Genomic DNA, 16,706 nt, shown 5'->3' with positions numbered 1-16,706 from the left:
AAAATAGGGCGGTAAAATCTTTTGCTGACGGCTGACTGCTCCAGTCTTTTATTGATTACTCCGGCGGATAAATTCATAGGGCATTGAATAAATGCCCTTTTTAGCTTGGATTGCCAGTTCAAAGGCTGTGCTGCCACATTCAATTAAATGATGATCAATCGTTGAAATGTGCAGGACATCGCTGATAAAAAGATTTTCCCGACCAATTAGTAATTCCATTTCCGGCATGAGCATCCGAATCCCCGCGGCTACCAAGTCGCCGTTGGTAAAAATTCCATCCACTTGCCGTTCTTTAAAAAACGGCACTGCGTCTTTGCCGTCCTCAATAGTTAAACTGTTCCAAAAAATATTCTCTTCGGTAAAATCCTCAAAAATTTCATGACATAATTGCACCGTAATTTTTGAATTATAACTCAACGTCCGACTGCGACCAAGAGTCACCCCCGGATTACGCACTCCTTTAGCTTTCAAATAGTTAAGGGCCTCTGTCAGAGAATCGATGCGGTTGATAAACGTACAGCCGTCGGATAATTCGGGAATATCCTCACAAAAGACAATCCGGCCATAGTCTAAATAAGGAAAGATATCGACTAATTTATTGGCCCGTGAAGTTAAAATCAAACCGTCAAAACTTTTAGCTGCTAACTGCTGCAGGTATTTTTTCTCCGTTTCCGGGTCATATTTTGTCGGCAGCAGGGTAATCTGATAGCCGTAATCAAAGGCTGTTGTCATAATGCCGCTGATTAATTGGTCAAAATAAGGGTGATTCACATAGGGGACAATCACCCCAATATTTTTAGTTTTCCCAGAACTCAACACCTGCGCTGTTCGATTGGGAATATAATTGACTTCAGCCATCACTTTCAAAATTTCTTGCCGTTTTTTTTCATCGACATAGGGATTGTTGTTGATAACACGAGAAATCGTGGCGACCGAATAACCGGTAAGTTTAGCGATATCACGGATATTGGCCATCTTGTTGCCCTCCTGATTTTGCAAGTAAACAAATGTCTGTGAACCTAGACTCAATCTGCTTAACTTCATTTTTCTATTCGTTTAACAAAAAACGCTGACTGTTGCAGCTAAATGCTGATTTAGCTCGCTACCGCCGTCAAATGTTCCTGTAGATATTCTACCACACCTAATCCATAACACTGAAATTGATACAAGCTATGCTCATAATAAAAGCTAATGCCATCCACGCCAAAGAAATCAGTTGTATCGAGATGGCTGATTTTAGCTAAAGGAATTTCACAGATTGCCTTTTGGTAGAACCCTCGCGGTTGCTGTAACACCATTTTACCAGCTGAAAAATCAATAATCGCGTAGAAAAACTTTGTTTCCTTGGCATCGGTAATTTTCACATAAGTATACATAAAATCATCCTTCTTTCATTATTTATAATAAGTTTTTTAACTGAGTTAAGTATAAGTTATGAAACGCGTACCAGAGCAAGTAAAATATTTTAGAAATTTTGATTTTTTTTAACCGCAAGAAACCCTCTAAGATTCGACTGAACAGCCGCCTTAGAGGGTAGTTTTATTTTTTTTAGTTACTCAAAGTACCTGTCTTTTATTTAAAGACTCGATAAATTTCCAATTGAATGGAATATTAAAATGAGGTAGCAACTGTAAAGCTATCAAAGTAGTTGCTCAAGCTGTTTATTTTTTTCAGGAACTACTACTCCCATAAATTATCCACTATTTGCGGCGCTAGCGGCAACGCCACCCGCTGAACGTTGATTAAATGCCGATATGTTAGATTTTCAGAAATGATATTATTTCCCCACGAGCCGCAACCTAAAGATGAAGTTGGATTTAATCCATTAGTCGGCGAACCACCCGCATCAATGGTCGGCTGATTAACTACTACCCGACTGACAGGTAATGTCAAACCTGTATACACTATGTGCTCTTGATTATTTGAAAAGAGCCCTGCTGAATGGCCAGCCCCTTCTAATAAAAGATTGGCCTTCGCATAGTCGACAGCCTCTTCAAAGGCTTCATAACTTTTCATCACGAGCACCGGACACATTTTTTCCTTATTGAATAATTCTGCTGACCCGATTCCCGCAACCTTCACGGCAATAATTTCGGTATCTTCCGGCACCGCTAAGCCAGCCGCTTTAGCAATTATCTCAGGATATTGTCCAATCATTTCAGGATTTGTGCGACCCGCTGGAAAAATTATTTCCCGCAATCGACTGACCTCCGCTTCATCGGTAAAGATGGCGGTTTTTTGATTTTCTAAGGCTGCAAAAAGTTCCGCTTCTTTTTCAACCGGATAAAATAAGCTCTGCTGACAGGCGCACACAATGCCATTGTCAAAGGAACGACCGACAACAGACAATTCAGCAGCCGTCGCCACATCAAAATCGCGATCTAAAATCGCTTGAACATTTCCCGGGCCAACGCCGAAAGCCGGTTTTCCACTCGAGTAAGCAGACTTAACCAAGCCCGGTCCACCGGTTGCCACAATTACATCACTTTTTTTCATCAGCTCTTGAGATAATTCAATGTTGGGCTCTTCAATCACCTGCAACAAGTCAGCCGGGGCACCGAGGCTAACTAAAGCCTCCCGCATCAGACGGATTGTTTCTGTCGTCGTTTTTTTAGAACGGGGATGGGGTGAAACAATCATTGCATTGCGGCCTTTGATTGCCATTAACCCATTGCCTAGCGGGGTAATCGTCGGATTCGTTGTCGGCGTTACCGAACCGATAACGCCCATTGGATGACCGATTTCAATCAAGCCGACTTCAGGAATTTCCCGCAGGACACCAACAGATTTTTTGCCCACCAGACTGCTGTAAATATTGGTCGCCATGCCAATATTTTTATTGATTTTATGATCCACGCGGCCTAAGCCGGTTTCTGCTCGTGCGAGTTTGGCTAAAGGCTCAGCGTTATCAAAAATCGCCTTTGCGATTACTTTGGTTAAAGTATCAACTTGCTCTTGGGAATAATCATGAATTTCCGCCATCGCCCCTCTAGCTTTTACAACCTTTTCTTCTATTGAAATTGAAGTTTTTTCCTCTACAACCATTGTTATCTAACTCCCTTCAAACTTAAAATCCAAATTAGGATGTTTATCATGTATATCATAACACAATTAAAGCGCTATCATTTCGTGGAATAAAAAACTTGTTGCCTTGTAAACAACAAGTAAACGACAAATTTTTTGTAATCAGTTTTTCTGTTGGCTTGACGATATCAAACTTATACAGTCTTTCGAATCTTGTAAAAACCTGCATCCTAACTATCCTGCTGAGTTACTTGTTGCCAACGCCAACGGGTCATCTCTTGAATTAATTCATAGGGAATCTCCTTGGTGTAAGGGAATTGAATAGCACCTTTCGACGTTTTATAGGGACGCAAAGCCTCTGCAAAATTTTCAATAGCCACTGGAGCTGGATAAAATCCTAAGTGTTTTTTAGCTGCAGCAAAATGAACCAAATTTTCTTTATAATAATAAGTCGGCATCCGATATTTAATGGTTTCTTCGGCCTCGGGCAGTGTTTCTTGGATAAGTTTGCGGACCCGAACTAGAATTTCTTGGATCTCTGGAGGGAATTGAGCAATGTACTCTGCTACTGTCGTTATCGCCATCGTTTCACCTTTTCTACTAAATTTATTATCCTAATGATAGACTAGCCCAGTCAATTTAGCAAAGATTTCACAACAAAAATTAGCTAGATAAATTGCAAAAAAACTTTGACGGGCCCTCTGAAATCCTTTATCTTAAACATACACCATTTTTAAAGGAAGCAGAGTAAATGATAAAAAAACTGGACACTGTCACTTCAGAAAACTTAGCTGAGTTGATTCCTATCTGGCTCAAAGGAAACATTGAGGCCCATGATTTTATTGAACAAGAATATTGGGAAAGCCAACTACCGCTTGTAAGCAAACTTTTGCCAGCTGCAACGCTGCTTGTTGAAGAACAGGCTGGAACAATCGTTGGTTTTCTTGGGCTTCAAGAAAATTACATTGCCGGCTTATTCGTCCTAAAAGAATTTCGCCGCTTAGGTATCGGTCAGGCTCTGTTAAATTACGCAAAAACCCAACGCAGTCAGCTCAATTTATCCGTGTATCAAAAGAATACAGGCGCCTGTCGATTTTATCAAAAAAATGGTTTCAAACTGATTGCTGAAGAGCTTGACCAGTCCACCCAAGAAATTGAATTGCAGCTGAGCTGGCACAGTTCAGCTGATTGAAAGGAGCAAACGATGTCATTAATTGTCTTAATTGGTGCCCAAGCCGTCGGAAAAATGACGGTAGGCAAGGAATTAGAAAAAAAGATTGAAGGTCGGCTTTTGTTCAACCATCAAACTCTAGATGTTTTTGCTAACTTTTTAGGGTATAACCAAAAAACCTTTGCCCTGTCCGACCAAATGCGGAAAGCTTTGTTTCAGGCCTTCGTGGAAAATCAAGGCCATAATCAGACGAAGACAATCATCTTTACTGTGATGATTAATTTTGATGATGCTGACGACCGAGAATTTCTGCAGGATATTGCAGCAATTTTTCTTACAAAAAACCAAGAGGTCTACTTTGTCGAGTTAACCGCCGAGCTGACAACTCGCCTAGAGCGCAATAGTCACGAGGAACGGTTAGCGGCCAAACCTTCAAAAAGAGATCTCGACTTTTCCCGTAGCGAGCTGTTAAGCAGCCATCAAAAAATGCGGTTAGAAACTCGACCGCAGGAATTAACTGAGCTTTTTCCAGCAATCAAAACGCTAAAAATCGAGACCACATTACTAGAGCCAGCTGAAACCGCCGCAAAAATTGTCGATTATTGGCAACTGACATAGGGAGTTTATCGGGATGAAAAAAACAGACTACGCTTGGAATGCCCATGAGCAAAGTCAATTTGACAAAGGCCTTATTTCAAGGGCACCGAAAATAAAAATTTTTGATGATGCTGAATTGCGCCAGACCTTAGTGCTTGATTTAGAAAAATTGCCGCAAAACTTATTAGCTGAGTGGGCTCTGGAAAATGCTGAGCCCTTTTTAAGCTACCTAGATGCCCCCTTCATGGAAGATCAACGAATTAAACTTGCTAAAGAGGCGTTAAAGGAACGGTTAGCGGGCAAGCTCTCAGCTGCTGAACTTCGAAAAGCTGGATTTTTAGCAAATCAATTGGCCAAAGAAGCCACGACAGAAATCGGCATAGCAGCGGCTCGGGTCTTTGCTCAAGCGATTGCTGTTGGTCACATGCGAGGACACGCATTGGTTTCTGCTGATTACGGGGTTAAAACCATCAACCTCTTGTATCCGCAGCAGCTTCCACCAGTCAGTCAGCTGAGACAGCGACAAATTGTTTCTGCCCACACTTTTTTGAAAAATTATTTGTGACAAAAGTCTGATTGTGGTTGAAAGCGAATCGAACATCATGAACAATAACTAATAAAATTTCTCAATACTTTTATCAAAATTTAGGACCAATTTGAGTTGAGGAACACACGCTTATTTAACTTGTGGACTTACTGGAACAGAGACAACGGGGATAATTCGAGGTTTCACCCTTCAAATAATTATCGACATTTTCTGTTTCTCATAAATTATTCTGACAAAGGATTAAATGAAAAAAAGTTGTCACCATAAAAAATCCCGACAGGAAATCACTTGCGCCGTTTTTCTGCTACCGCCTACCCAGTTTTGAAAAAAACTGCATATTCACGATAAAAGATTTATCTTATACTGAGTAGATGGAGGTGAAGTCCGATGGCCAATTTAAAAATCAAAGAGTTGACCATTCAACTTGCAAATCAAATGGTTTTAGAACACTTGGATTTGGAATTGAACGCCGCGGAAATTATCGGCGTCGTAACCACTAATCAATTGGAGCATGCCCATTTCTTCAATCATTTCACCCGACACTTCCCAGAAAACAAACTGACAGCTCAACGCCCGCCCTTTCCCAAAAGAATTTTTTTCACTGCTGATCACAATCGTCTGAAAATCAATTTAACCCCGTTGGAATTGCTAAATTGTTTAGAAATAAACAGCAAAAGTTACCGGCGCCTCCAAGAATTTCTCGCCGCCGCTCCTTCACAGCAATCCTCCTTGAAACAGCCTAACACTGCTTCTGAACCTTTACACTTGAGGATTAACGGCTTTTTCATCAGTGAGACACCAATTTTAACACTCCAGCAAAATCTTCAGGGGACCAGTCAAAGCAGCGTCAAAGAAATCATCGCCAGTTTTAGTCATTCCAAAGATTGTAGCAAAATTTTCTTTATTCCCGCTAGAGCCAGTGACCCTCAAGTGATTTCAAAGCGAATCTTGCATCTCAGAGAACAGCGCCGGTTAGAGACCGCTCTCAGCGCCCCACAGCAAATTTTGGCCCAAAGCTATCAAGCAATTAATACTTAATGCGCTGAACTTATTTTTCGTTTTTTCACAAAACTTCTCAAGTCTCTACTGTCACACTCCATGTACTCAATTATTCCCGTAACTGAAGATTTTACTTTCCAACAGAATCCTTTAACAACCGAGTGATGAGCTATTTTTCAAATAAAAATAAAAAACCTGTCCATCCCTTCAGAGAAAACTCATGAAAGAGATGAACAGGTCTATTTTTTTAATAAAGTCATGATGTAATAATTAAATTACATCATTCCTCCCATGCCCATTGACGGATCCATTGCTGGAGCCGCAGGAGCAGCGGGTTCTGGTTTATCAGCAACAACTGCTTCAGTAGTTAACAATAATGCAGCAACAGATGCAGCATTTTGTAAGGCTGAACGAGTTACTTTAGTTGGGTCAACAATCCCTGCGTCTAGCATGTTTACCCATTCGCCAGTCGCAGCGTTGAAACCAACGCCTAATTCAGCGCTTTTTAGTTTGTCGATAATCACTGAGCCTTCATAACCAGCATTTTCAGCGATTTGACGAACTGGTTCTTCTAATGCCCGCAAGACAATTTTAACACCAGTTGCTTCGTCGCCTTCAGCAGCTACAGCCGCTACTTTATCAATCACGTTGACTAAAGCAGTTCCCCCACCGGAAACCATACCTTCTTCAACTGCTGCCCGCGTAGCATTCAAAGCATCTTCAATGCGTAATTTCAATTCTTTTAATTCAGTTTCAGTTGGCGCACCCACTTTGATAACTGCCACACCGCCGGCTAATTTTGCCAAGCGTTCTTGTAATTTTTCCCGATCGAAATCAGAAGTTGTATCGGCAATTTGATTTTTAATTAATTGCACACGAGCATCAATCGCTGCTTTTTCGCCGCCGCCTTCAACAACAGTAGTGTTGTCTTTATCAACAACCACTTTGCTGGCAACACCAAGATTTTCGATAGTAGCATCTTTTAATTCTAAACCTAAATCTTCAGTGATCACAGTACCGCCAGTTAATACAGCAATGTCTTCTAACATTGCTTTGCGGCGATCACCAAAGCCTGGAGCTTTGACAGCGACAACATTAAAGGTTCCGCGGATTTTATTCAATACCAAAGTAGGTAAAGCTTCGCCATCCACATCATCAGCAATGATTAATAATGGTTTAGATTGTTGTAAAATTTGTTCTAACAATGGCAAGATATCTTGGATGTTAGAGATTTTTTTATCCGTGATTAAAATGTAAGGATTGTCTAAAACAGCTTCCATTTTATCATTGTCAGTTACCATGTATTGTGATAAGTAGCCGCGGTCAAATTGCATACCTTCTACGACATCTAATTCAGTTTCAATCCCTTTAGATTCTTCAATGGTGATAACACCGTCGTTGCCAACTTTTTCCATAGCGTCAGCAATGTATTGGCCGACTTGTTCTGAGCCAGAAGAAACAGAACCAACTTGAGCAATCGCTTCTTTTGAATCAACGATAGAAGAAATGCTGTGTAATTCTTCAACAGCAGCTTTAGTTGCTAATTCAATCCCACGGCGAATACCTAGAGGGTTCGCACCAGCTGTGACATTTTTCAAGCCTTCGTGAACGATAGCTTGCGTTAACAAAGTTGCTGTTGTGGTACCGTCACCAGCGATATCGTTGGTTTTTGAAGCAACTTCGGAAACTAATTTAGCTCCCATATTTTCAAAATGGTCTTCTAATTCGATTTCTTTAGCAATGGTCACACCATCATTGGTAATTAAAGGAGAACCGTAAGATTTTTCTAAGACAACGTTCCGTCCTTTTGGTCCTAATGTTACTTTTACTGTATCTGCTAATTTATCTACTCCGCGGAGCATTGCAGCACGAGCATCTTCAGCAAATTTAATTTCTTTAGCCATGATTAATTTCACCTCATAAATTTTTTAGTTCAATCTGTTTTTTTATTCAACAATTGCGATGATGTCTTTACCAGACACAATCAAATATTCCGTACCTTCAAATTTCACTTCTGTGCCAGCATACTTTTCGAACATCACAGTATCGCCAACTTTTACAGAGGTAGGAACTTTTTCGCCATTGTCTAATAAGCGGCCTTCACCAACAGCAATGACTGATCCAGTTTGAGGTTTTTCCTTCGCTGCAGAAGCGAGAACAATTCCTCCAACAGTTTTTTCTTCTTCACTTGCGACTTGAATAATGACGCGATCGCCTAAAGGTTTTAACACGATAAATCCCTCCATCAAAAATTAGTTTTTAGCACTCTTAACTATCGAGTGCTAACTCACAATTCATATGATACTCATTTCTTTAAAACTTTGCAAGTTTTTCGTTCGTTTTTTTAAGAAAATTTTTAAGCGCCAACTTTTTGCGGGGACTATGCTATAATTCTTCTTATTAAAAAAGTTTGCAGGAATCAAACGAAAAGGAGTTTCACTATGTCAATTCGCAAGTATGGCCTTTTAACCATTATATTGTGGTTTTTTGCTTTTACGTCATCCATCACTTTTTACTGGTTAGGAATTTTCCAATCAGGGAATCAGCCAATTAACGCTTTAACGGCTGTTTACTTGGGGATGGCTTTCGTTTTAATTGCCCTCTACCTCTATCAAAGAAAAAAAGGTGCGCCTCTAGACTTTGAAAAAAAACCGATGCATTGGGTGCTGCTAGTCGCTATTGGTTTTTTAAGTATCTGGGGAGCGCTAATTTTGCAGGTTATTGTAAATTTTATTGAGTCATCCATCTCCGGAGAGCTGACCGTTTCAGAAAATACGCAAAATTTAGTGACCTTAATAAAAAGTGCCCCCATCTTCTTATTAGCTACAGCAGTTGGCGGACCGATTATGGAGGAATTTGTTTTTCGCCGGGCGATTCCCGGTATTATTGCCAGCTTCCCCTTTCGCTTCACTAATTTTTGGGTGGGAGCGGTCATTAGTTCGATTATCTTTGCCTTTGCCCACGGCGATGGCCATTTAGCTGTTTATTTTGTTTTAGGGATGTTCTTTTGCTTCCTTTATAAAAAAACCGGCAGCATTTGGACGCCGATTATTGCCCATGCGGGAATGAATGCCCTCGTTTTATTTGCCCAAATTCTGCTGCAAAATCTTACTTAAAAGGAGTCTGCCATGTCTAGTCAACGAGCTTTATTAGTCATTGATTTACAAAACGGTGTCTGTTACGGCCAAAATGAATTATTTGGCCTTGAGGGGCTTTTAACAAAAGTCAATCAGCGAATTGCTGATTACAGAAGGCAACAGCTGCCGATCATTTTTATCCAGCATGAAGACGAAGAACTGATGAAGGGCAGCCAATCTTGGCAGCTAGTTCCTCAATTGAAAAATCTGCCGGAAGATTATTATGTCGGTAAAACCCACGCCAATAGTTTTTATCAAACGAATTTACAGGAGCTATTGCAAGAATTGGCAATCAAGAACTTAGAGATTGTAGGCGCTCAAACCCAGTACTGTGTCGACAGCACCATTAAGTTTGCCCACGGTTTAGGCTATACTCTTTTTCTGCAGCGAAACGGCACCTCTACCCTTGACAATCCCTTTATGACTGCGGCAACAACCATTGCCTTTTACGAGGATTTATGGGACCAACGCTTTGCAACATTTCTATAAAAATAAAAAAAACGCTGAATGACACAGCTCAACTGTTAGCATAACTAAGCTAACAGGTTGGCTGGCTAATCATTCAGCGTTTGTTAAATTGCAAAGAGACTTGTCGCTTCATCCGGATCGGTATCGTAAATCCGGAAATCATAATTGACTCCTAGACCTTTTTCGGTCAAGGTATTTTCCATTGTCAGATGAGCGAGTTCTTTCATATTGTTTTCTTTACTCAAGTGACCCAAATAAATGCGCTTTGTGCGGTCCCCTAAAATATCTGTCATCACTAAGGCGCCATCTTCATTCGACAAATGGCCTTTGTCCCCTAAAATCCGCTGTTTCAAACTCCAAGGGTAGCCCCCCATCCGCAGCATTTCTAAATCGTGATTGCTTTCAACTAAATAAGCATCCGCATCCTTGACTACACCTCGCAGATGGTCGCTGGCATAGCCGGTATCCGTCAAAATCACAAAAGATTTACCATCTTTGTAAAAACGATAAAACTGTGGCGCTATCGCATCATGGGAGACACCAAAGCTCTCGATATCCATGTCGCCAAGGGTCAGAACTTTGCCCATCTCAAAAATATTTTTTTGCTCTAATGGCACATTGCCAATCATGCCGTCCATCGCCTGCCAAGTTTTTTCATTGGCATAGATGTCCAGCTTATATTTGCGAGCTAAAACACCGACGCCATGAATGTGATCACGATGCTCATGGGTCACAAAAATGCCGGCTAAATCTTCGGGATTCCTACCAACAGAGGCTAAGAGACTGGTAATTTTTTTGCCGCTTAAACCGGCATCTACTAAGAATTTTTTTTCGGCTGATTCAATATATAAGGAGTTGCCGGTACTGCCACTGGCTAAGACACTCACTTGAAAAGCTGCTGCTTGCTTCATGTTCAAAAAAACTTCCTTCCGCTTTGGTTCAGGACTCATTATACACGGCTTTCCCTTAACTTTCTACCACTGTTAAGCTGGAATTTGTAATGACTGAGTTGCTGATGGCATTGACACTCTCATATTGAATGCCAGTTTCACCGCTGCGACTGACCGCTACAAACCAGACCGGCACATAAACACTTTTTTCCCGCAATTGAATAATGCGGGAGTATGCTAATTTAGTCCATAAAATTTCGGAATCTTGCGGCAGTCGACTATTAGTGTATAAAGTCGCCACAGCCTCCCGCTCAGAAATCAATTCCATCCGCTCCCGCAAGGTTTCGATATTGCTGATATGAGTCACACGATAACTATCAATGCGATACGTTTCATTGTCACTGCTCTCCGTCAAAGTTAATTCCAGTTGAGCTGTCGGATCGCTGCTATCAAAAAAGGAAATACCTTCATAGCTTTGACTGGCAATCGCCGTATTCGTTTCATCACTAAAGGTTGAGAGGTCTTCTTGGTAAGTATAATCTGTTCCAAAGGGGACGAGATTTCTTTGGGCAATAAAAGCAACAATTCCGTCTGCCAATTCATCGGTGTTGACAATTTGTGGATTGGTCAACTGGTTGGTCAAGACATTGTCCGTCATGCTGGTGCGGGTAAATAAATCCGTATTGCCACTTTCTTCCCGCAATTGTCTTAAGGCTTCAGGCCAACTAGTTTGTTCTCCACTGAGATAATAACCTTCCATTTTCTCCCGAGAAAAATCTCCTGAGTAGGTGATGTTATTCGTACTCAGTAAAGTCTCGATTGATTCTGTTTGCGGTGTGTTGGTGGCAGTTGCTAAGGCATTGGTATTATTGCGATACAAAGCGAACAAAAATAAATTCAAGCCGATAAAAGCAATCACAAAAACAATCTCAATTCGTTTGAAATTCACTTAGTTCACCTCCGCATCTGCTAATGTATCCAGCAATTCCCGCATCGAATACCACTTTTTATCATAGCGAATATACCATTCCGGTTTTAAATCCACCACCCGATCAACGTCACGAATTGCTTCCCAAGTATAGCCGATAATCACCGAAGTAGCTAACGTCAAATCGCCACCTGCCGCTTGTATTTCATTGCGAACAGTTTCCGTGCTGGGTAAAATTTCCGTTTCATCTGTCGGAATTGGCACTTGAATCGTGCGGGTACTTGTATTGATGGAGACCGATAAATTATCCTCTAAAGGATTATCCTCCACCTCAACAGCCACCAAGCCCTGCCAATTTTGACCAAAAACCGGATAGCCTTCCACAAAAACCCGATAGTTTAGCTGTTCATCCTCCCGATCAAAATAACGCAAATTGCCGACATTTGAGCCTAGCTTAGAAATGTAAGCAAAACTTTGATTAAATTCATCCGTTAATCCATCGGTAACCGGCAGTTCGCCATGAAATTCTGCTAGCTGTTGGTCACTGTCAATTTCTAAACGCTCCTGACCACTGATAAAGGTCGTGGCACTCTCGTTGGTCACATCACTAGGGTCTTGGAAAAAAGCATTTCTAAATAACGTGGAAGACTGAGTGGATAAAATATAACTATAGTTGCTCAACTCAATCGTTTCACTACTGTTGTATTGCCCCGTCGTCGAAGTTTCATCCAAACTAACAGCTGTCCAATTCAAACTATTGCCGTCTAAAATCTGTTGATAGCTGCTCGCTGTACCTGAGAAAGCCATTTGCATATAGGCATTCTCCCCATAGCTGACAAATTTCGCAACTTGATTGTCAAAATCTAGCTGGACTTTAGAAAAATAAAATCCTTCGCTCTCTTCGCTGTTATCTGCCTCGATTTTAAAAGTTGCTAGATAATCGCTTAATAAATAGCTCCCTTGATAGCTGAATTCCAAGCCGTTTTGAATCATTTGGCTGCTAACAAAATTTTCATCATCACTAGTTTCTAACGTCAGCTCGCCAAAAATATTCGTCGAGAGTAAATCATGAATTTGGCCAATGGCAGTCTCACTTTGACTGCCGCTAGCTACGCCATCCACCAACTGAATCATTTTCAAAGGTAGAAAGACGTCATCAGCATTTCGGCTATTTTGATTTTCTGTGTTGACGGCAGTATTCCGAGTCTCGCTGCTGGTATTGGCTGGGCTGAGCCAAATATTATAGGACAAGAAAATACTGAGGGCAATCAGCAGGACTAACGCCAAACGAATTAATTTATCTGAAAGTTTCATTCCCACCAATCCTCCTCATAAGGCTCATAAGGTAACGCAATGTAAAAGGTTGAGCCCCGATTTTCTTGGCTTTCTGCCCAGATGGAGCCGCCATGGGCTTTGACAACTTCTCTGGATATGGCTAATCCCAGACCGGTTCCCCCCTGAGCCCTCGCCCTTGCTTTATCCACCCGATAAAAACGATCAAAAACTCGTCCCAAATCCTTGCGGGGAATTCCCAAGCCCTGATCAGACACACTGAAAATAATATTGTTGTGGGTCTCGATTAAACGCACGGTAATCGTGCCGCCATCTGGCGAATACTTAATCGCATTGTTCATAATATTGTCGATGACTTGAATCATCTTATCGGTATCAATTTCCACCCATAAATTTCTTTGGGTGAATTCCCGGCGAATCACGTATTCCTTTTCTTGACTGCTGACCATCATATCAAAGCGGTCCAAGACAAAATTGACCAACTCAGTGAAATTAACAAATTCCCGTTGCAGTGTCGTGTTGGTCCCCACGTCCATACGGGACAAATCCAGCAAATCGTTAATCATCCGAATCATCCGATCCGTCTCTTCTAAAGTGACCTTTAAAAATTGCGGGGCCACTTCTTCATCCTGCCAAGCACCTTCACTCAACGCTTCAATATAACTGCGCATACTAGTTAACGGTGTCCGCAATTCATGAGACACATTTGAAACAAATTCCCGCCGCTCTTGTTCTGTCCGCTCCTGTTCGGTAACGTCATGAATGACCGCTACCAAGCCGCTGATAAATCCAGATTCTCTACGGAGCATCGAAAAATTGACTTTTAAAATCAATTGGTTTTCCCGCCGGTCAGATTCTGAGCGGTCTAATAATAAGTCTTTGGTTTCTTCCAATAAACGCCGCAGACTGTAATCCTCTTGAATATTTAGTAAGGTTAAAATGGATTCACCGACAGCTTCTTCACTGGTTATACCTAATAATGACAAGGCCGTTTCATTAATCGTGATAACTGTGCCTCGACGATCAGTGGCGATAACCCCGTCAGTCATGTGGGTCAAGACACTATCCAAACGATTGCGCTCGGCCTCCATCGAATCTTGGGTCTCTTCAATTCTCTCTGACAGCTGATTAAAGCTTTCCCCTAACTGACTCAACTCATCTTTTCCATAAACTTGTACTCGACCAGAATAATCCCCATTGGCAACCCGCATTGCATGCAGCCGCATCTCTTCAATCGGCTGGGTAATCGAGCGGGAGACCCACAAGGCCACAATAATTGAAATCACCGCCGCAATTAAAGACGCACTAAAAAAAATAAAAGCTGTTTTGCTGATTTCAGCATACTGGCTTTCAACATTGCTTCGGATATAGACCGCCCCAAGATTGCCGGCGTTAGACTGAATCGGGTAAACATTAATATAGACCCGTTCATTATTTTCATCCACCTGCTGTTCATTGAGAACATCAAAATCATTTAAGACGGCATAATCATTTTTCTGCCCGACTAGACTAGTTCCACTAGTTTCATTAGTGGCTAGAATCGTACTCTCGGCATTGATGACCCGTACTTCAATGATATCGGTCATATTCATATTATTAATGACCTGCTGGACTTCGCTGCTTAAATCATCAAAATTTTCGCCGCTCTCACTGTTGTTTAAAACAGTGCCAACGTTGGATGCTAAAGCCGAAGTCCGCTGGTTCATGTCATTATAAAAAGATGTGATGGTGGTGTTTTCCAAATTACTGATAAAATAGGCTCCGATAATTTCAATTGAAATCACTAAAATCAAAATAAACGTCAGGGCAATCTTAAAGTTAACCGACTGAAAAAAACGCACTCTTTTTTGCATCGCCTACTCCTGTTCTGGACTCCGTAAATAATAGCCAACGCCACGGCGCGTCACTAAGTACGTCGGATGACTTGGATTGTCTTCAATTTTTTCTCTTAAACGACGGACGGTTACGTCAACTGTCCGCACGTCGCCAAAATAATCATAACCCCAGACAGTTTGTAATAAATGCTCCCGAGTCATCACTTGACCGATGTGTTTAGCCAAATAATGCAGCAATTCAAATTCCCGGTGGGTCAGCTCAATCGTGTCGCCGCGTTTGGTCACCATGTAGGCATCCGGTAAAATTGTCAAATCACCAATTGCCAATTCACCTTGACCATTGTCGACTTCTTTAGCAACTGCACCTCTCCGTAGATTCGCCTTCACTCGCGCAATTAATTCCCGATTAGAAAATGGTTTTGTGACATAATCATCCGCTCCTAATTCCAAACCTAAAACTTTATCAATTTCGGAATCTTTAGCAGTCACCATAATGATTGGCATATCATAGGTTTTGCGAATTTCCCGCGCCACTTCTAAGCCATCCATTTTCGGCAGCATCAAGTCCAACAAAACTAAATCCGGTTCTACTTCTTTGACTTTTTCCAATGCTTCTTCGCCATCATAAGCGGTGCTGACTTCAAAGCCTTCTTTAGTTAAATTAAATTTCACTATATCTGAAATTGGTTTTTCATCATCTACGACTAAAATCTTTTTCATAGTTGGGTCACCTCATATTTATTCTCAAATTCTGTCACGCTAGTTTTAATTATACCTTATTTTAGACTTTCTTTCATTAGTTCAAGAAATCTGTCGCCTGAGATAAATGAAATATTAAGAAGTCAGGCAAAAAATTTTTATACTAGCTGCTAGCACTCTTCAAATTTTATTTTCTCTATTATCAAGCAAATAAAAAAGTTGAGAAAAAAGTGGCAGCTTCTCTCTCAACTTTATTTTTAGGTTAACGCATCCTCAGCCAATAACAAACAGCCGATAATACCACTTTCATTCGGTAAGCCCCAGCGAACAATATAGTCTTCCACTGCTGGCGTTTCCACGTAGCCTGCCATCTGAGCGACAAAGGCTTGGCGAATTCTCATTAGCATATGCTCTTGATTCATTACGCCACCACCAAGGACAATTTTTTCCGGCGCAAGTGATAAAACGTAGGTCATCAATGCTTGACCGATATAATAAGCTTGCAACTCCCAAATTAGGTGGTCCTCCGGTAAGTCTTGCCCTTTAATACCTGTTCTTGCCTCCAAAGCTGGACCTGCTGCCAGCCCCTCCAAGCAGTCCTTATGATAGGGACAGGTTCCTTCATAATCATCATCGGGATGGCGCTTCACATGAATGTGCCCCAGCTCTGGATGCGTGATGCCAGAGAAAATTTTCTCATTTATCACGACGCCGCCACCAATCCCAGTGCCGACAGTTAGATATAAGCAACTCTTTTTTCCTTGAGCGGCTCCCTGCTTCAATTCGCCAAAGGCTGCGGCATTGACATCTGTCGTCCAGACAATCGGAATCGAATAACGGGCTTTGATGCTGCCTAAAAAATCAAAATCTCTCCAACCGGGCTTGGGGGTCGCTAAAACATAGCCGTAATTCTCCTGTTCGGGATTAATGCCAATTGGACCAAAGGAACCTATCCCCATGGCTGCAAGCTGATACTGTTGAAAAAAAGCAAATACTTGCGCCAAGGTTTCCTCAGGCGTGGTTGTCGGAATACTCACTTTATCAATAATTTTCTGTTCTTTATCGCTGACAGCACAGATAAATTTGGTCCCGCCAGCTTCAATACCGCCAAAATACAT

The 16,706-nt window shown here is 41.5% G+C and carries 18 protein-coding genes; 6 read left to right on the top strand and 12 right to left on the bottom strand.

Annotation, left to right across the window (positions count from 1 at the left end; all coding sequences use genetic code 11):
- Positions 1–48: 48 nt before the first annotated feature.
- The 4 genes from ACYSNU_RS06400 to ACYSNU_RS06385 all read right to left on the bottom strand — a co-directional run bounded on the left by ACYSNU_RS06400 (position 49) and on the right by ACYSNU_RS06385 (position 3,602).
- On the bottom strand, positions 49–975 hold the full coding sequence (locus ACYSNU_RS06400; RefSeq protein ID WP_461736360.1) for a LacI family DNA-binding transcriptional regulator: 927 nt from the start codon (positions 973–975) through the stop codon (positions 49–51).
- Positions 976–1,094: 119 nt separating this feature from the next.
- Positions 1,095–1,376 carry a hypothetical protein gene (locus ACYSNU_RS06395; RefSeq protein ID WP_461736359.1) on the bottom strand — a complete coding sequence of 94 codons (282 nt, stop codon included), beginning with the start codon at positions 1,374–1,376 and terminating at the stop codon, positions 1,095–1,097.
- A 304-nt stretch (positions 1,377–1,680) separates the two neighbouring features.
- Positions 1,681–3,045 (bottom strand): aldehyde dehydrogenase family protein, encoded by a 1,365-nt coding sequence (locus ACYSNU_RS06390; RefSeq protein ID WP_461736358.1) that lies wholly within the window; start codon positions 3,043–3,045, stop codon positions 1,681–1,683.
- 209 nt (positions 3,046–3,254) lie between these two features.
- Positions 3,255–3,602 carry an iron chaperone gene (locus ACYSNU_RS06385; protein ID WP_461736549.1) on the bottom strand — a complete coding sequence of 116 codons (348 nt, stop codon included), beginning with the start codon at positions 3,600–3,602 and terminating at the stop codon, positions 3,255–3,257.
- A gap of 173 nt (positions 3,603–3,775) precedes the next feature.
- Between ACYSNU_RS06385 and ACYSNU_RS06380 the strand changes: the two genes are divergently transcribed.
- The 4 genes from ACYSNU_RS06380 (at position 3,776) to ACYSNU_RS06365 (ending at position 6,377) form a co-directional block, all read left to right on the top strand.
- Positions 3,776–4,216 (top strand): GNAT family N-acetyltransferase, encoded by a 441-nt coding sequence (locus ACYSNU_RS06380; protein ID WP_461736357.1) that lies wholly within the window; start codon positions 3,776–3,778, stop codon positions 4,214–4,216.
- Positions 4,217–4,228: 12 nt separating this feature from the next.
- Positions 4,229–4,813, top strand: a complete 585-nt coding sequence (locus tag ACYSNU_RS06375) for a DEAD/DEAH box helicase family protein (protein ID WP_461736356.1) — start codon at positions 4,229–4,231, stop codon at positions 4,811–4,813.
- A gap of 13 nt (positions 4,814–4,826) precedes the next feature.
- Positions 4,827–5,357, top strand: a complete 531-nt coding sequence (locus ACYSNU_RS06370) for a putative immunity protein (RefSeq protein WP_461736355.1) — start codon at positions 4,827–4,829, stop codon at positions 5,355–5,357.
- A gap of 369 nt (positions 5,358–5,726) precedes the next feature.
- Positions 5,727–6,377 carry a hypothetical protein gene (locus ACYSNU_RS06365; protein WP_461736354.1) on the top strand — a complete coding sequence of 217 codons (651 nt, stop codon included), beginning with the start codon at positions 5,727–5,729 and terminating at the stop codon, positions 6,375–6,377.
- A gap of 236 nt (positions 6,378–6,613) precedes the next feature.
- On the opposite strand, the gene groL is transcribed toward ACYSNU_RS06365, so the two are convergent.
- Both groL and groES read right to left on the bottom strand, forming a co-directional pair.
- The gene (groL, locus tag ACYSNU_RS06360; protein ID WP_265458345.1) at positions 6,614–8,242 is read right to left on the bottom strand and encodes a chaperonin GroEL; all 1,629 of its coding nucleotides are present in this window, start codon (positions 8,240–8,242) and stop codon (positions 6,614–6,616) included.
- Positions 8,243–8,284: 42 nt separating this feature from the next.
- Positions 8,285–8,569, bottom strand: a complete 285-nt coding sequence (gene groES / locus ACYSNU_RS06355; RefSeq protein WP_265458343.1) for a co-chaperone GroES — start codon at positions 8,567–8,569, stop codon at positions 8,285–8,287.
- Between the two features lie 210 nt (positions 8,570–8,779).
- Between groES and ACYSNU_RS06350 the strand changes: the two genes are divergently transcribed.
- Both ACYSNU_RS06350 and ACYSNU_RS06345 read left to right on the top strand, forming a co-directional pair.
- Positions 8,780–9,454, top strand: coding sequence for a lysostaphin resistance A-like protein (locus ACYSNU_RS06350; protein WP_461736353.1), 675 nt, complete (start codon positions 8,780–8,782; stop codon positions 9,452–9,454).
- A gap of 12 nt (positions 9,455–9,466) precedes the next feature.
- Positions 9,467–9,964 (top strand): cysteine hydrolase family protein, encoded by a 498-nt coding sequence (locus ACYSNU_RS06345; RefSeq protein WP_461736352.1) that lies wholly within the window; start codon positions 9,467–9,469, stop codon positions 9,962–9,964.
- An 83-nt stretch (positions 9,965–10,047) separates the two neighbouring features.
- Here ACYSNU_RS06345 and ACYSNU_RS06340 read toward each other — a convergent pair whose 3' ends face one another.
- From ACYSNU_RS06340 to ACYSNU_RS06315, 6 genes are all read right to left on the bottom strand, one after another.
- On the bottom strand, positions 10,048–10,854 hold the full coding sequence (locus ACYSNU_RS06340; protein ID WP_461736351.1) for an MBL fold metallo-hydrolase: 807 nt from the start codon (positions 10,852–10,854) through the stop codon (positions 10,048–10,050).
- Positions 10,855–10,909: 55 nt separating this feature from the next.
- Positions 10,910–11,782, bottom strand: a complete 873-nt coding sequence (locus tag ACYSNU_RS06335; RefSeq protein WP_461736350.1) for a two-component system regulatory protein YycI — start codon at positions 11,780–11,782, stop codon at positions 10,910–10,912.
- A complete protein-coding gene (locus tag ACYSNU_RS06330; RefSeq protein WP_461736349.1) occupies positions 11,783–13,075 on the bottom strand; it encodes a YycH family regulatory protein in 1,293 nt (430 codons plus the stop codon).
- Entirely contained in the window at positions 13,072–14,907 is a 1,836-nt protein-coding gene (walK, locus tag ACYSNU_RS06325; RefSeq protein WP_461736348.1) for a cell wall metabolism sensor histidine kinase WalK, read from the bottom strand. Before walK ends, ACYSNU_RS06330 begins: the two co-directional genes overlap by 4 nt.
- A gap of 3 nt (positions 14,908–14,910) precedes the next feature.
- A complete protein-coding gene (yycF, locus tag ACYSNU_RS06320) occupies positions 14,911–15,609 on the bottom strand; it encodes a response regulator YycF (protein ID WP_461736347.1) in 699 nt (232 codons plus the stop codon).
- Positions 15,610–15,845: 236 nt separating this feature from the next.
- Complete coding sequence (locus ACYSNU_RS06315) at positions 15,846–16,706, bottom strand: ROK family protein (RefSeq protein ID WP_461736346.1); 861 nt, start codon at positions 16,704–16,706, stop codon at positions 15,846–15,848.

The organism is Enterococcus sp. LJL120, from assembly GCF_054871765.1.
Note: the sequence above shows the minus strand (reverse complement) of the source record. Positions and strands in the feature narration are given on the sequence as shown.

Bases quoted from the DNA above. Each gene is read 5' to 3' on its own strand.
- ACYSNU_RS06400 (WP_461736360.1), bottom strand. From the start codon at position 975: ATGGCCAATATCCGTGATATCGCTAAACTTACCGGTTATTCGGTCGCC.
- ACYSNU_RS06395 (WP_461736359.1), bottom strand. From the start codon at position 1,376: ATGTATACTTATGTGAAAATTACCGATGCCAAGGAAACAAAGTTTTTC.
- ACYSNU_RS06390 (WP_461736358.1), bottom strand. From the start codon at position 3,045: ATGGTTGTAGAGGAAAAAACTTCAATTTCAATAGAAGAAAAGGTTGTA.
- ACYSNU_RS06380 (WP_461736357.1), top strand. From the start codon at position 3,776: ATGATAAAAAAACTGGACACTGTCACTTCAGAAAACTTAGCTGAGTTG.
- ACYSNU_RS06375 (WP_461736356.1), top strand. From the start codon at position 4,229: ATGTCATTAATTGTCTTAATTGGTGCCCAAGCCGTCGGAAAAATGACG.
- ACYSNU_RS06370 (WP_461736355.1), top strand. From the start codon at position 4,827: ATGAAAAAAACAGACTACGCTTGGAATGCCCATGAGCAAAGTCAATTT.
- ACYSNU_RS06365 (WP_461736354.1), top strand. From the start codon at position 5,727: ATGGCCAATTTAAAAATCAAAGAGTTGACCATTCAACTTGCAAATCAA.
- groL (WP_265458345.1), bottom strand. From the start codon at position 8,242: ATGGCTAAAGAAATTAAATTTGCTGAAGATGCTCGTGCTGCAATGCTC.
- ACYSNU_RS06350 (WP_461736353.1), top strand. From the start codon at position 8,780: ATGTCAATTCGCAAGTATGGCCTTTTAACCATTATATTGTGGTTTTTT.
- ACYSNU_RS06345 (WP_461736352.1), top strand. From the start codon at position 9,467: ATGTCTAGTCAACGAGCTTTATTAGTCATTGATTTACAAAACGGTGTC.
- ACYSNU_RS06340 (WP_461736351.1), bottom strand. From the start codon at position 10,854: ATGAAGCAAGCAGCAGCTTTTCAAGTGAGTGTCTTAGCCAGTGGCAGT.
- ACYSNU_RS06330 (WP_461736349.1), bottom strand. From the start codon at position 13,075: ATGAAACTTTCAGATAAATTAATTCGTTTGGCGTTAGTCCTGCTGATT.
- walK (WP_461736348.1), bottom strand. From the start codon at position 14,907: ATGCAAAAAAGAGTGCGTTTTTTTCAGTCGGTTAACTTTAAGATTGCC.
- yycF (WP_461736347.1), bottom strand. From the start codon at position 15,609: ATGAAAAAGATTTTAGTCGTAGATGATGAAAAACCAATTTCAGATATA.
- ACYSNU_RS06315 (WP_461736346.1), bottom strand. From the start codon at position 16,706: ATGTATTTTGGCGGTATTGAAGCTGGCGGGACCAAATTTATCTGTGCT.